This window comes from Citrobacter amalonaticus, from assembly GCF_018252635.1.
Taxonomy (GTDB): domain Bacteria; phylum Pseudomonadota; class Gammaproteobacteria; order Enterobacterales; family Enterobacteriaceae; genus Citrobacter_A; species Citrobacter_A amalonaticus_E.
In genome coordinates this window covers 89540-103505 of the sequence record NZ_JAGTXM010000007.1, presented here as the reverse complement: position 1 = coordinate 103505, position 13966 = coordinate 89540, and the positions used below count along the sequence as shown (strand labels likewise).

At 53.2% G+C, this 13966-nt stretch carries 15 protein-coding genes; 12 read left to right on the top strand and 3 right to left on the bottom strand.

The features are described 5' to 3' along the window. Positions 1-3 precede the first annotated feature (3 nt). The 6 genes from cytR to rraA all read left to right on the top strand — a co-directional run bounded on the left by cytR (position 4) and on the right by rraA (position 5635). Positions 4-1029 (top strand): DNA-binding transcriptional regulator CytR, encoded by a 1026-nt coding sequence (gene cytR, locus KE671_RS20985; RefSeq protein WP_206164583.1) that lies wholly within the window; start codon positions 4-6, stop codon positions 1027-1029. Positions 1030-1114: 85 nt separating this feature from the next. After that, complete coding sequence (gene ftsN / locus KE671_RS20980) at positions 1115-2098, top strand: cell division protein FtsN (protein ID WP_206164582.1); 984 nt, start codon at positions 1115-1117, stop codon at positions 2096-2098. A 91-nt stretch (positions 2099-2189) separates the two neighbouring features. Continuing rightward, complete coding sequence (gene hslV, locus KE671_RS20975) at positions 2190-2720, top strand: ATP-dependent protease subunit HslV (RefSeq protein ID WP_015966504.1); 531 nt, start codon at positions 2190-2192, stop codon at positions 2718-2720. A gap of 9 nt (positions 2721-2729) precedes the next feature. After that, positions 2730-4061 (top strand): HslU--HslV peptidase ATPase subunit, encoded by a 1332-nt coding sequence (hslU, locus tag KE671_RS20970; protein ID WP_044257468.1) that lies wholly within the window; start codon positions 2730-2732, stop codon positions 4059-4061. A gap of 66 nt (positions 4062-4127) precedes the next feature. Continuing rightward, complete coding sequence (menA, locus tag KE671_RS20965) at positions 4128-5057, top strand: 1,4-dihydroxy-2-naphthoate polyprenyltransferase (RefSeq protein WP_206164581.1); 930 nt, start codon at positions 4128-4130, stop codon at positions 5055-5057. 92 nt (positions 5058-5149) lie between these two features. After that, positions 5150-5635: a ribonuclease E activity regulator RraA gene (gene rraA / locus KE671_RS20960; protein WP_042998924.1), complete on the top strand. Its 486-nt coding sequence runs from the start codon at positions 5150-5152 to the stop codon at positions 5633-5635. 418 nt (positions 5636-6053) lie between these two features. On the opposite strand, the gene KE671_RS20955 is transcribed toward rraA, so the two are convergent. Together KE671_RS20955 and zapB are read right to left on the bottom strand one after the other, a co-directional pair. Continuing rightward, entirely contained in the window at positions 6054-6722 is a 669-nt protein-coding gene (locus KE671_RS20955; protein ID WP_206164580.1) for a hypothetical protein, read from the bottom strand. 92 nt (positions 6723-6814) lie between these two features. Further along, on the bottom strand, positions 6815-7060 hold the full coding sequence (zapB, locus tag KE671_RS20950) for a septal ring assembly protein ZapB (RefSeq protein WP_195506317.1): 246 nt from the start codon (positions 7058-7060) through the stop codon (positions 6815-6817). A gap of 388 nt (positions 7061-7448) precedes the next feature. Between zapB and glpF the strand changes: the two genes are divergently transcribed. The 4 genes from glpF (at position 7449) to fpr (ending at position 11841) form a co-directional block, all read left to right on the top strand. Next, complete coding sequence (gene glpF / locus KE671_RS20945; RefSeq protein WP_042325574.1) at positions 7449-8294, top strand: glycerol uptake facilitator protein GlpF; 846 nt, start codon at positions 7449-7451, stop codon at positions 8292-8294. 22 nt (positions 8295-8316) lie between these two features. Next, entirely contained in the window at positions 8317-9825 is a 1509-nt protein-coding gene (glpK, locus tag KE671_RS20940; protein WP_042325572.1) for a glycerol kinase GlpK, read from the top strand. Positions 9826-9987: 162 nt separating this feature from the next. Continuing rightward, positions 9988-10998 carry a class II fructose-bisphosphatase gene (gene glpX / locus KE671_RS20935; RefSeq protein WP_206164579.1) on the top strand — a complete coding sequence of 337 codons (1011 nt, stop codon included), beginning with the start codon at positions 9988-9990 and terminating at the stop codon, positions 10996-10998. Positions 10999-11094: 96 nt separating this feature from the next. Further along, complete coding sequence (gene fpr / locus KE671_RS20930; RefSeq protein WP_206164578.1) at positions 11095-11841, top strand: ferredoxin--NADP(+) reductase; 747 nt, start codon at positions 11095-11097, stop codon at positions 11839-11841. On the opposite strand, the gene KE671_RS20925 is transcribed toward fpr, so the two are convergent. Continuing rightward, a complete protein-coding gene (locus KE671_RS20925) occupies positions 11832-12263 on the bottom strand; it encodes a DUF805 domain-containing protein (RefSeq protein WP_206164577.1) in 432 nt (143 codons plus the stop codon). The two genes, fpr and KE671_RS20925, sit on opposite strands and share 10 nt — an antisense overlap. Positions 12264-12363: 100 nt before the next feature. Here KE671_RS20925 and KE671_RS20920 point away from each other — a divergent pair, with 100 nt between their 5' ends. Further along, positions 12364-12966 (top strand): YiiQ family protein, encoded by a 603-nt coding sequence (locus tag KE671_RS20920; RefSeq protein ID WP_206164576.1) that lies wholly within the window; start codon positions 12364-12366, stop codon positions 12964-12966. Positions 12967-13195: 229 nt separating this feature from the next. Beyond that, on the top strand, positions 13196-13963 hold the full coding sequence (tpiA, locus tag KE671_RS20915; protein WP_042325562.1) for a triose-phosphate isomerase: 768 nt from the start codon (positions 13196-13198) through the stop codon (positions 13961-13963). Positions 13964-13966 lie beyond the last annotated feature (3 nt).

Here is a 13966-nt window from a genome sequence, read left to right as displayed (position 1 = left end):
AGAGTGAAACCGAATAAGCAGGTTGCTGCCGCTACAATGAAAGATGTTGCTATGAAGGCGAAAGTCTCAACGGCAACGGTGTCCCGCGCATTAATGAACCCGGATAAAGTCTCTCAGTCCACCCGAAACCGGGTTGAGCAGGCCGCTGTCGAGGTAGGGTATTTACCGCAGGTGGCGGGGCGCAACGTTAAGCGTAATGAATCGCGAACCATCCTGGTGATTGTTCCGGATATTTGCGATCCCTTCTTTAGCGAACTGATCCGTGGGATCGAGGTCACCGCCGCCAGTCATGGCTATCTGGTGCTGATCGGCGATTGTGCACATCAGAACCAGCAGGAAAAAACCTTCGTTAATCTTATCATCACCAAGCAAATTGATGGCATGCTGCTGCTGGGCTCTCGTCTGCCGTTTGACGCCAGCATTGAAGAACAGCGCAATCTACCGCCGATGGTGATGGCGAACGAGTTTGCGCCGGAACTGGAGCTGCCCACCGTCCATATCGATAACCTGACCGCTGCCTTCAATGCCGTAAACTATCTGCATGAACTAGGACATCAGCGCATTGGCTGCATCGCCGGGCCGGAAGAGATGCCGCTGTGTCACTACCGCTTGCAGGGATACGTGCAGGCGCTACGCCGCAGTGGCATTACCGTTGACCCGCACTATATCGCCCGCGGGGATTTTACCTACGAAGCAGGCGGCAATGCGCTCAAACAACTGTTTGACCTGCCGCAACCGCCCACGGCGGTGTTCTGCCATAGCGACGTCATGGCGCTTGGCGCGCTCTCGTGGGCCAAGCGCCAGGGAATCAAAGTGCCGGGTGATTTGTCGATCATTGGGTTCGATAATATCGCTCTGGCGGAATTTAGCGATCCGCCGTTGACCACCGTTGCGCAACCGCGCTTCGAAATTGGTCGTGAAGCGATGCTGTTGCTGCTTGACCAAATTCAGGGGCAAAATGTCAACAGCGGCTCGCGTTTAATGGACTGTGAGTTAATCCTTCGGGGTACGACGCGCGCCTTAACGTAAACCTTTCAGACACCGTGTCTGGTCAAAGGCCCGCCGCTTAAGTAACATGGCGGGCTGACGAACGAATCAATACAGCGAAACGATAGTGGCACAACGAGATTATGTACGTCGCGGCCAACCGGCACCTTCGCGGCGCAAAAAGAGCACCTCACGGAAAAAGCAACGCAACACGTCTGCGGTATCTCCCGCAATGGTCGCCATTGCCGCCGCCGTACTTGTGGCCTTTATCGGTGGTCTGTACTTCATTACGCATCATAAAAAAGAAGAATCCGAAACGTTGCAGGGTCAGAAAGTGACCGGCAACGGGCTTCCACCGAAGCCGGAAGAGCGCTGGCGCTATATTAAAGAGCTGGAAAGCCGTCAGCCGGGCGTACGTGCGCCGACAGAACCTTCTGCTGGCGGTGAAGTCATGAAGCCGGATCAACTGACTGACGAACAGCGCCAGTTACTTGCGCAAATGCAGGCGGATATGCGCCAGCAACCGACGCAGCTTAACGAAGTGCCATGGAACGAGCAGACACCGGCACAACGTCAACAAACGTTGCAGCGCCAGGCTCAGCAGCGTCAGGTCGAGCAGCAACAGCAGCAGTGGAACAATACGCCACCGGTTCAACAACCGCGTACGCAGCCACAAACGCAAACGCGGACAGCGCAAACAGCACCGGTACAGCAACCGTCAAAGCCTGCCGCGCAGCCGCAGAAACCTGCCGCAACGTCGCAGCCGTATCAGGATCTGCTACAGACACCGGCGCACACCACGGCGTCGCAGCCGAAAACACAGCCAGCCGCGCCGGTTGAGCGTGTGCCAGACGCACCGAAGCCGACAGCAGAGAAGAAAGATGAACGTCGCTGGATGGTGCAATGTGGTTCGTTTAAAGGTGCTGAGCAGGCAGAAACCGTGCGTGCACAACTGGCTTTCGAAGGCTTTGACTCCAAAATCACCACCAATAATGGCTGGAATCGAGTGGTCATCGGGCCAGTGAAAGGCAAAGAAAATGCCGACAGCACCATTAGCCGTCTGAAGATGGCAGGTCACACAAACTGTATTCGACTCGCCTCCGGGGGTTGAAACCCCCAAAATCCCCCCCATCTATAGTTGCATTATGCCCCGCACACCGTGCGGGGCTTGTATTCTGTATTTGTAACCAAGGGGTCTGCTCGTGACAACAATAGTAAGCGTACGCCGTAACGGCCATGTGGTTATCGCCGGTGATGGTCAGGCCACACTGGGCAACACCGTAATGAAAGGCAACGTGAAGAAAGTGCGTCGTCTGTACAACGACAAAGTCATTGCTGGCTTTGCGGGCGGTACGGCGGATGCGTTCACGCTGTTCGAACTGTTTGAGCGCAAGCTGGAAATGCATCAGGGACATCTGGTCAAAGCCGCCGTTGAGCTGGCAAAAGACTGGCGTACCGATCGCATGCTGCGCAAACTTGAAGCGCTGTTGGCGGTCGCGGATGAAACCGCCTCCCTCATCATCACCGGTAACGGTGACGTCGTGCAGCCGGAAAACGATCTGATTGCCATCGGCTCCGGCGGTCCCTACGCCCAGGCTGCGGCACGTGCTCTACTGGAAAACACCGAGCTCGGCGCTCGCGACATTGCGGAAAAAGCGTTGGATATTGCAGGTGATATCTGCATTTACACCAACCATTTCCATACCATTGAAGAATTACCGTCTAAAGCGTAAGGATCTCCCATGTCTGAAATGACCCCACGCGAAATCGTCAGCGAACTGAACAAGCACATCATCGGCCAGGACAACGCCAAGCGCTCCGTGGCAATTGCCCTGCGTAACCGCTGGCGTCGCATGCAGCTCGACGAAGAGCTGCGCCATGAAGTCACACCGAAAAACATTCTGATGATTGGCCCAACCGGCGTCGGTAAAACCGAAATCGCCCGTCGACTGGCAAAACTTGCCAACGCACCGTTCATCAAAGTGGAAGCGACAAAATTCACCGAAGTGGGTTATGTCGGTAAAGAAGTCGACTCTATTATCCGCGATCTGACTGATGCCGCCATCAAAATGGTGCGCGTCCAGGCGATCGAGAAAAACCGCTATCGTGCGGAAGAAATGGCAGAAGAGCGCATTCTTGATGTACTGATCCCACCGGCTAAAAATAACTGGGGCCAGGCGGAGCAACAGTCTGAACCGTCCGCTGCGCGTCAGGCGTTCCGTAAAAAACTGCGTGAAGGCCAGCTCGACGATAAAGAAATCGAGATCGATCTTGCCGCCGCGCCGATGGGCGTGGAAATCATGGCGCCTCCGGGAATGGAAGAGATGACCAGCCAACTGCAGTCCATGTTTCAGAACCTGGGCGGGCAGAAGCAGAAAGCGCGTAAGCTGAAAATCAAAGACGCGATGAAGCTGCTGATTGAAGAAGAAGCGGCTAAGCTGGTCAATCCTGAAGAGCTGAAACAGGAAGCCATCGACGCCGTTGAACAGCACGGGATCGTGTTTATCGACGAAATCGACAAAATCTGTAAGCGTGGCGAATCCTCCGGTCCGGACGTGTCCCGTGAAGGCGTACAGCGCGACCTGCTGCCGCTGGTTGAAGGCTGCACCGTCTCCACCAAACACGGTATGGTCAAAACCGACCACATCCTGTTTATCGCCTCCGGCGCATTCCAGGTGGCGAAACCGTCTGACCTGATTCCGGAGTTGCAGGGACGTCTGCCGATCCGCGTAGAGCTACAGGCGCTGACCACCAGCGACTTCGAACGCATTCTGACGGAGCCTAACGCCTCTGTCACCGTGCAGTACAAAGCGCTGATGGCGACCGAAGGTGTCAACATTGAGTTTACGGAATCCGGAATCAAGCGTATTGCGGAAGCAGCATGGCAGGTTAACGAGACCACCGAAAACATCGGTGCCCGTCGTCTGCACACCGTTCTGGAACGCCTGATGGAAGATATTTCCTATGATGCGAGCGATTTGAATGGTCAAAGCATCACAATTGATGCGGATTATGTGAGCAAACATCTGGATGCGCTGGTCGCAGATGAAGATCTGAGCCGTTTTATCCTATAATCGCGTTCACTGCATTTTCATCATTGTTGATGGGGCTGAAAGGCCCCATTTTTATTGGCGCTAAATATGACTGAACAACAACAAATTAGCCGCTCCCAGGCCTGGCTGGAAAGTTTACGACCCAAGACCCTACCGCTCGCCTTCGCGGCGATCATCGTCGGTACGGCTCTGGCATGGTGGCAGGGATACTTTGATCCGCTGGTTGCCCTGCTGGCACTCATTACGGCGGGGCTTCTGCAAATCCTGTCAAATCTCGCCAATGACTATGGTGATGCTGTTAAAGGCAGCGACAAACCGGACCGTATCGGGCCGCTGCGTGGCATGCAGAAAGGGGTAATCACCCAACAGGAGATGAAGCGCGCGCTGATCATCACCGTCGTACTCATTTGCTTGTCCGGACTCTCGCTGGTTGTCGTGGCGTGCCGCACACCGGCAGATTTTGTCGGTTTCCTGGTGCTTGGCGTGCTGTCGATCATTGCCGCTATCACTTATACCGTGGGTAATCGTCCCTATGGCTACATCGGCCTGGGCGATATTTCCGTGCTGGTCTTCTTTGGCTGGCTAAGCGTGATGGGCAGTTGGTATCTGCAGGCGCATACGCTGATCCCGGCGTTAATCCTTCCGGCTACCGCCTGTGGTCTGCTGGCCACTGCCGTGCTGAATATCAATAACCTGCGTGATATCAACAGCGATCGGGAAAATGGCAAGAACACGCTGGTGGTCCGTCTGGGAGCCGTGAATGCCCGCCGTTATCATGCCTGTCTGTTGATGGGAACACTGGTCTGCCTGGCGCTATTTAACCTGCTTTCGCTGCAAAGTCCGTGGGGTTGGCTGTTCCTGCTGGCTGCACCGGTACTGGTAAAACAGGCGCAATACGTGCTGCGCCAGATGGAACCGGCGGCGATGCGCCCGATGCTTGAGCGCACCGTAAAAGCAGCCCTGCTGACTAACCTGCTGTTTGTTGTCGGGATTTTCCTAAGCCAGTGGGCAAGATAACTGACAAATATCAATTAACAATTGATGATTTTGCCAACAGTACGCATAGCGCGATATACTAAAAATTCTCGCAGCAACTGAACGTTAAGCCTATGAAATACGATACTTCCGAGCTTTGTGACATCTATCAAGAAGATGTCAACGTCGTGGAACCCCTGTTCTCTAACTTTGGAGGACGGTCGTCGTTTGGCGGACAAATCGTCACGGTGAAATGTTTCGAGGACAACGGGTTGCTGTACGATCTGCTCGAACAAAATGGCCGTGGTCGCATTCTGCTGGTCGACGGCGGCGGTTCTGTCCGTCGTGCACTGGTCGACGCCGAACTGGCGCGTCTGGCGGTACAGAATGAATGGGAGGGTCTGGTCATCTATGGCGCGGTGCGTCAGGTAGACGATCTGGAAGAGCTGGACATCGGCATTCAGGCGATAGCCGCGATTCCGGTTGGAGCCGCAGGGGAAGGGATTGGGGAAAGCGATGTCCGCGTTAATTTTGGCGGCGTGACCTTCTTCTCCGGCGACCACCTCTACGCCGACAACACAGGGATTATCCTCTCCGAAGACCCGCTCGATATCGAGTGATCAAAAAAGGCCGTCAGCAAATGATGGCCTTTCTTTTATCTGCCATCAACGTTATCGTAACAGGTGAGGCGAAGACGAACGCTCCCGTTATCGTCTTCCTCAGAAACAGACATAATCACATGGTTATCTGTATAGTGTTCAATATATAAATCTAGTTCTTCTCGCAACTTCTGAAGATTCTGTGTCTTTATCCCTGTGAATACAAGAGAACTTATTTGTTGACCACTACCCTCGTTAGTTTGGCTTATAAAATACCAGTTTTCTGTAACCCTGGGAGCTGATTTTAGTGGTTTCGGAGTCAATATATGATATTCAATAAAATCACTTTGCGTGTACTCCTTACAGATAAATGGTGTTAGCGCAAAAAGGCAATAAAGCAACGCAAATATAATAATCAAACTAATGATAATGAGCCTATTCATATGAATATCTCACGAACAATATTTGGATCTGCTACAGGGCTTACCGTACACATAAACGCAGGTAGATGTCCGAAATAGGGTTGATGTTTAATACTTTTATCGAGAGGGTCTGGAAAAAGTAAAGGACGAATGTTTTTGTTTTTAAACTGTCCTACCGGACCATAATAGTCCCAGATACGGTAAGCCTTTTCTTTGGAACATATATGAAGGAAAGGGGTATAATCTGCGTAGTCGACGGCCTGGTAAAAACCCAAAAGGTCTGAAACGAGATCTTCGACACTATAGCCGCTATCTGTGATAATTATATAAGGCCAGTGATTCTGTAGTGCTTCAAATTGTAGGGATGTACTCAAAAAAATGGATAAAGCTACGCTTTTCAATAATGGCTCACTTAAACCTCCTCGCACATGGAATTTCTTATAAATTCCAGTGGAAGTTCTTATGCCAGCAATATTTTTTGACATCCTCTGAAAATAATTAACCTCAAAGTATCCATCATTGCCACTATGATAGGCCGTCATTTGTGACCATAAGTGTTCAGCACCGCCTGGATTTGCGTGCCCTAAGTCAATCCAACCCAGGTTATCGGTGTAGACTAAGCCATACGTAATATCACGAGTAATAAATCTATCTGAACCATCAATGATATCGCTTCTTCTGCTCATTTCGCATTCCTTGCGACTGCAATAAAAAGCGATTCTATCCTCACTGATATAAAAAAGGCACCGCCCTGGGTGCCTTTTGAAAAAATTCGGAATCAGACTTCTTCCATACGACCAAGGAGCGCCTGCAGACGATCCTGCCAGCCGTTCTGCTGTTCTCTCAGAGACTGATTTTCGCGCTCGAGCTCTTCTCGGCTGTGCTGTGCAGATTGCACTTCCTGTGACAGCGAGTTGTTCTTCTCTTTCAGCTCTTCAATTTCCATCTGCAACAAGGTGATGGTATCAATCGCCTGCTGTACTTTTGCTTCCAGTTTCTCAAACACTTCTAAAGACATGGTCATACTCTCCTGAATTGCAAGGCGACGCTTCACGTGAACGCGCACAATATATAGTGCCGATTGTATGAAGCCCCGCCCTCCCTGTCCAGCAGCATCCCGCGCTGATTGCGGTTTGCAACACTTTTCAGTCGACTCTTACAGACAACGACGACCTAACCCTTAAGTGTTAACACTTTGGTTAGTGAAATGATTCAGCTCACACCATTTTTGTATAACAAAACGCGCCTTACAGCGCGAAAACGCTCATTTTATTGACAGAGCACACACATTTTAATTTCGATATTTCTCGTTTGTGCTCGTTAACGATAAATTAACAGTGTGCCTACAGGGCATCGCGGACGTCAGTGACCTCCTCGCATACAATAACCATTAAACTCTTCAGGATCCGATTATGAGTCAAACATCAACCTTGAAAGGCCAGTGCATTGCTGAATTCCTCGGTACCGGGTTGTTGATTTTTTTCGGTGTGGGGTGTGTCGCTGCGCTTAAAGTCGCGGGTGCGTCTTTTGGACAGTGGGAAATCAGCGTCATCTGGGGACTGGGGGTAGCCATGGCTATCTACCTGACCGCAGGTGTGTCTGGCGCGCATCTCAACCCGGCAGTCACCATCGCGTTGTGGCTGTTTGCGTGTTTCGACAAGCGCAAAGTTGTTCCTTTTATCCTTTCTCAATTTGCCGGTGCCTTTTGCGCAGCGGCGTTAGTTTACGGGCTTTACTACAATCTTTTCGCCGACTTTGAACAAACGCACCATATTGTACGTGGCAGCATTGAGAGTGTTGATCTGGCTGGCACTTTCTCAACGTATCCCAACCCACATATCAATTTTGTGCAGGCCTTCGCGGTTGAAATGGTGATTACCGCTATCCTGATGGGGCTGATCCTGGCGCTGACTGATGACGGTAACGGTGTACCGCGTGGCCCACTGGCTCCTTTGTTGATTGGTTTACTGATTGCGGTTATCGGCGCATCCATGGGCCCACTGACCGGGTTTGCGATGAACCCGGCGCGTGACATCGGTCCGAAAGCGTTCGCCTGGCTCGCGGGCTGGGGTAATGTCGCCTTTACCGGCGGCAAAGATATTCCTTACTTCCTGGTGCCGCTGTTTGGCCCCATCGTTGGCGCTATTTTGGGCGCTTTCGCCTATCGCAAGCTGATCGGTCGCCATTTGCCGTGCGATACCTGTGCCGTGGAAGAGAAGGAAACCACGACCACTTCACAACAAAAAGCTTCGCTGTAATGTGACTACGGGACAAATAATTATGACTGAGAAAAAATATATCGTTGCGCTCGACCAGGGAACGACCAGCTCCCGCGCCGTCGTGATGGATCATGATGCCAATATCGTCAGCGTCTCACAGCGCGAATTTGAGCAGATCTACCCGAAAGCAGGCTGGGTAGAACACGACCCAATGGAAATCTGGGCAACGCAGAGCTCTACGCTGGTGGAAGTTCTGGCCAAAGCGGACATCAGTTCCGATCAGATTGCAGCTATCGGGATTACTAACCAGCGTGAAACCACCATCGTCTGGGAACGGGAGACCGGTAAACCTATCTATAACGCGATTGTCTGGCAGTGCCGTCGTACCGCGGATATCTGCGAGCGCCTGAAGCGCGATGGCATGGAAGAGTACATCCGCAATAACACTGGTCTGGTCATTGACCCCTATTTCTCCGGCACCAAGGTGAAGTGGATCCTCGACCACGTCGAAGGCTCTCGTGAGCGTGCACGTCGCGGCGAACTGCTGTTCGGTACCGTTGATACCTGGCTTATCTGGAAAATGACCCAGGGGCGCGTGCACGTGACGGATTACACCAACGCCTCACGTACCATGCTGTTCAACATCCACACCCTGGACTGGGATGATAAGATGCTGGATGCGCTGGATATTCCGCGCGCCATGCTGCCGGAAGTGCGTCGTTCTTCCGAAGTTTACGGCCAGACCAATATCGGCGGTAAAGGCGGCACCCGTATTCCTATCTCCGGTATCGCCGGCGACCAGCAGGCCGCACTGTTCGGCCAGCTGTGCGTGAAGGAAGGGATGGCAAAAAACACCTACGGCACGGGCTGCTTTATGCTGATGAACACCGGCGAGAAAGCAGTGAAGTCCGAAAACGGCCTGTTGACTACCATCGCCTGCGGCCCAACCGGGGAAGTGAACTATGCGCTGGAAGGCGCCGTGTTTATGGCGGGCGCCTCCATTCAGTGGCTGCGAGATGAAATGAAGCTCATCAGCGACGCTTTCGACTCCGAGTATTTTGCGACCAAAGTGAAGGACACCAACGGCGTGTACGTGGTACCAGCCTTTACGGGCCTGGGCGCACCGTACTGGGACCCGTATGCGCGTGGCGCGATCTTCGGTTTGACCCGTGGCGTAAACTCCAACCACATCATCCGCGCAACGCTGGAATCTATCGCTTACCAGACTCGTGACGTACTGGAAGCAATGCAGGCAGACTCCGGTATTCGCCTGCATGCCCTGCGCGTGGACGGCGGCGCGGTCGCCAACAACTTCCTGATGCAGTTCCAGTCTGACATTCTCGGAACACGCGTTGAGCGTCCGGAAGTGCGTGAAGTAACGGCGTTGGGGGCGGCATATCTGGCCGGTCTGGCGGTCGGTTTCTGGCAGAACCTTGATGAACTGCAGGAGAAAGCGGTCATCGAACGTGAATTCCGCCCTGGTATCGAAACCACTGAACGTAACTACCGTTACAGCGGCTGGAAGAAAGCGGTTAAACGCGCGCTGGCGTGGGAAGACCACGAAGAGTAATCGTGAATTGCCGGATGACGACGCGAACGCGTCTTATCCGGCCTACGGATTGTATTACGTGTGCGGGGGGGCTACCCCGCACACTCACCCTCTGATATCAATAATTCCCTCCTCTCCCCTGTGCTACACTTCGCGCCAATTCCTTTCTGCTACGAGTTTGTTATGAGACGAGAACTTGCCATCGAATTTTCCCGCGTCACCGAAGCGGCGGCGCTGGCTGGCTACAAATGGTTAGGGCGTGGTGACAAAAACACTGCCGACGGCGCGGCGGTTAACGCCATGCGCATAATGCTAAACCAGGTCAACATTGACGGAACCATCGTGATCGGTGAAGGCGAGATCGACGAAGCACCGATGCTCTATATCGGTGAGAAAGTCGGTACTGGTCGCGGCGACGCGGTGGATATTGCCGTCGATCCGATTGAAGGCACACGGATGACAGCGATGGGCCAGGCCAACGCACTGGCCGTTCTGGCCGTTGGTGACAAGGGTTGCTTCCTGAACGCGCCAGACATGTATATGGAAAAGCTGATTGTCGGACCGGGCGCAAAAGGCAGTATCGATCTTAACCTGCCGCTGGAAGAGAACCTGCGCAACATTGCCAACGCGCTGGGTAAACCGCTGAGTGAACTGACGGTGACGATTCTGGCGAAACCACGCCATGATGACGTGATCGCAGAGATGGCGCAGCTGGGCGTGCGTGTATTCGCAATTCCTGACGGCGATGTTGCCGCGTCCATTCTGACCTGCATGCCGGACAGCGAAGTGGATGTGCTGTACGGAATTGGCGGTGCGCCGGAAGGCGTGGTGTCCGCCGCAGTGATCCGCGCACTGGATGGCGACATGCAGGGCCGTCTGCTGGCGCGTCATGATGTCAAAGGCGACAGCGAAGAGAACCGTCGTATCGGCGAACAGGAGCTGGCGCGCTGCCAGGCAATGGGTATCGAAGCCGGCAAAGCGCTGCGTCTGGATGAAATGGCCCGCAGCGACAACGTTATCTTCTCCGCAACCGGCATTACCAAAGGCGATCTGCTGGAAGGGATAAGCCGTAAAGGCAATATCGCGACCACCGAAACGCTGTTGATCCGCGGGAAATCGCGCACCATCCGCCGTATTCAGTCAATTCACTACCTCGATCGCAAAGACCCGGACGTGCAGGCGCACATCCTGTAATTGATTTGTTCGTTCGAGCCTTCCAGCCCCGTCGGGCTGGAAATCTTTCTTTCAACGAACGAAGATATGGGGACGAGACCCGTACAGGAGAAAACCATGGCAGATTGGGTAACAGGCAAAGTCACAAAGGTACAGAACTGGACCGATGCGCTGTTTAGTCTGACCGTTCACGCTCCCGTTCATCCCTTCACCGCAGGTCAATTTACCAAGCTCGGTCTTGAGATTGATGGCGAGCGCGTCCAGCGCGCTTACTCGTATGTGAATGCTCCCAATAATCCCGATCTGGAGTTTTACCTGGTCACCGTACCTGACGGCAAATTGAGTCCGCGCCTGGCGGCACTCAAGCCCGGCGATGAAGTCCAGGTGGTGAGCGAAGCCGCCGGTTTCTTTGTGCTCGACGAAGTACCGGATTGTGACACGCTGTGGATGCTGGCGACCGGCACCGCCATCGGCCCCTATTTATCGATTCTGCAACTGGGTAAAGATCTCGAACGTTTCAGAAATCTGGTACTGGTCCACGCCGCACGCTACGCCGCCGATTTAAGCTACCTGCCGCTGATGCAGGAACTGCAAAAACGGTACGAAGGCAAACTGCGGATCCAGACGGTGGTGAGCCGGGAGACGGTCGCTGGTTCACTGACCGGCCGCGTTCCGGCACTGATTGAAAGTGGCGAACTGGAAAAAGCAGTAGGCTTACCGATGGATAAAGAGACCAGCCATGTAATGCTGTGTGGAAATCCGCAGATGGTGCGCGACACGCAGCAGTTGCTGAAAGAGACCCGGCAGATGACCAAACATTTGCGCCGCCGTCCGGGCCACATGACCGCAGAACATTACTGGTGATCCGCTTTAAACTTCACATCCTGCGTATCTTTACCGTATTTATTTTCGCCCTGGGTGCCAACAAACGCCCCCAGGTCGATAAGGGTCATGATGAGGATAAGCGTCGGGGCAAAGCGTCCGACCACCCATTGCCACATCCCCGGCAGAATCGCCCAGTTGCCGGCTAACAGCATCCAGGCAAGAATAATCAATAACGCCCATAGCCCTGAACGCCCGCGATCGTGCAGACGTTTCACTGTCACCGCCGCCGTCGGCCAAAGTAGACACACCAGGGCAAAGGGAGCAATCTGATCGGGGAGTAATTTTTGACTCTCGAGCGAAAACAGAACCACCATGCCGACAATCCACAGCGCAATCCAGATCCAGAAATCACGGCGCCCAATACGCCCTTTAAATGAGAATAACCACTGCTGTAGTGTCATGTCTGTTCCTTTAAAATGACTATCATCGACAGTTTACCCTTTTGACAAGCCAGACGGTTATCGTTTTAATCGTGAACAGTCATAACGAAAGGTAAGATTGATGAAGCCAGGATGTTCACTGTTTTTATTATTGTTTTCTGCGATGCTAGCCAGCCTTCCAGCGCTGGCGGCTGAGCCATTGGCGGCCACCACCGCGCCGTATTTGCTCGCCGGCGCCCCCACGTTTGATCTTTCAATCAGCCAGTTTCGCGAAAACTTTAATACGCAAAATCCGAAGCTTACCTTAAATGAATTCCGCGCCATCGACAGCAGCCGCGACAAAGCCAACCTCACCCGTGCGGCCAGTAAAATTAATGAAAACCTGTATGCCTCGACCGCCCTTGAGCGCGGAACGCTTAAGATCAAGAGCATGCAGATAACCTGGCTACCGATACAGGGACCGGAACAGAAAGCAGCGAAAGCCAAAGCGCTGGAGTATATGGCGGCGGTGATCCGCACGGTTGCTCCCTTACTGACCAAAGAGCAGAGCCAGAAAAAGCTACAAAAGTTGCTTACCGCAGGGAAAAATAAGCGCTATTACGCGGAGACCGAAGGTGCCATTCGCTATGTTGTCGCAGATAACGGCGAAAAAGGGCTGACCTTCGCGGTTGAACCGATTAAGCTGGCGTTATCGGAAAACCTGGATGGGTCCAATTCCCCCTAAATTATCCACGTTTCAGGAAGGCGGCGACGCAACGAATCCCCAGGAGCTTACATCAGTAAGTGACTGGGGTGAGAGAGTACAGCCAACGCACCTGCAACGCGGAGAATGACGGGGAGATGATAAAAAGCAAAGCCTTTCCGGGGAGTGATCTCTATACTGTTTCACAGACCATGCTGCCCTGAGGGGTGGCCATCTTCCTTAATTCGCTGATAAAGCGTGGAGAATAGAAATGCGACATCCTTTAGTGATGGGTAACTGGAAACTGAACGGCAGCCGCCACATGGTAAACGAACTGATTGCTAACCTGCGTAAAGAGCTGGCTGGCGTCGCGGGTTGTGCGGTAGCGATCGCACCGCCGGAAATGTATATCGACCTGGCAAAACACGCTGCAGCCGGTAGCCACATCCTCCTGGGCGCACAGAACGTTGACCTGAACCTGTCCGGCGCATTTACCGGTGAAACAAGCGCTGAAATGCTGAAAGATATCGGCGCACAGTACATCATTATCGGCCACTCTGAGCGTCGTACTTACCACAAAGAGTCTGACGAACTGATCGCGAAGAAATTCGCCGTGCTGAAAGAGCAAGGTCTGACTCCGGTTCTGTGCATCGGTGAAACCGAAGCCGAAAACGAAGCAGGGAAAACGGAAGAAGTATGCGCACGTCAGATTGACGCCGTTCTGAAAACACAGGGGGCTGCGGCATTCGAAGGCGTGGTTATCGCTTACGAACCTGTTTGGGCAATCGGCACCGGCAAATCTGCAACGCCAGCGCAGGCACAGGCTGTTCACAAATTCATCCGTGACCACATTGCCAAAGCGGACGCGAAAATTGCTGAGCAGGTCATCATCCAGTACGGCGGTTCCGTAAACGCAGCCAATGCGGCAGAACTGTTCACTCAGCCGGACATCGACGGTGCACTGGTTGGCGGCGCTTCGCTGAAAGCGGACGCTTTCGCTGTGATCGTAAAAGCAGCTGAAGCGGCAAAACAGGCTTAAGTT

Excerpts from the sequence above, each read along its gene's own strand:
- rraA (WP_042998924.1), top strand. The coding sequence starts at position 5,150 with ATGAAATACGATACTTCCGAGCTTTGTGACATCTATCAAGAAGATGTC.
- glpK (WP_042325572.1), top strand. The coding sequence starts at position 8,317 with ATGACTGAGAAAAAATATATCGTTGCGCTCGACCAGGGAACGACCAGC.
- KE671_RS20920 (WP_206164576.1), top strand. The coding sequence starts at position 12,364 with ATGAAGCCAGGATGTTCACTGTTTTTATTATTGTTTTCTGCGATGCTA.
- fpr (WP_206164578.1), top strand. The coding sequence starts at position 11,095 with ATGGCAGATTGGGTAACAGGCAAAGTCACAAAGGTACAGAACTGGACC.
- glpX (WP_206164579.1), top strand. The coding sequence starts at position 9,988 with ATGAGACGAGAACTTGCCATCGAATTTTCCCGCGTCACCGAAGCGGCG.
- zapB (WP_195506317.1), bottom strand. The coding sequence starts at position 7,060 with ATGACCATGTCTTTAGAAGTGTTTGAGAAACTGGAAGCAAAAGTACAG.
- KE671_RS20925 (WP_206164577.1), bottom strand. The coding sequence starts at position 12,263 with ATGACACTACAGCAGTGGTTATTCTCATTTAAAGGGCGTATTGGGCGC.
- menA (WP_206164581.1), top strand. The coding sequence starts at position 4,128 with ATGACTGAACAACAACAAATTAGCCGCTCCCAGGCCTGGCTGGAAAGT.
- tpiA (WP_042325562.1), top strand. The coding sequence starts at position 13,196 with ATGCGACATCCTTTAGTGATGGGTAACTGGAAACTGAACGGCAGCCGC.
- KE671_RS20955 (WP_206164580.1), bottom strand. The coding sequence starts at position 6,722 with ATGAGCAGAAGAAGCGATATCATTGATGGTTCAGATAGATTTATTACT.
- glpF (WP_042325574.1), top strand. The coding sequence starts at position 7,449 with ATGAGTCAAACATCAACCTTGAAAGGCCAGTGCATTGCTGAATTCCTC.
- hslU (WP_044257468.1), top strand. The coding sequence starts at position 2,730 with ATGTCTGAAATGACCCCACGCGAAATCGTCAGCGAACTGAACAAGCAC.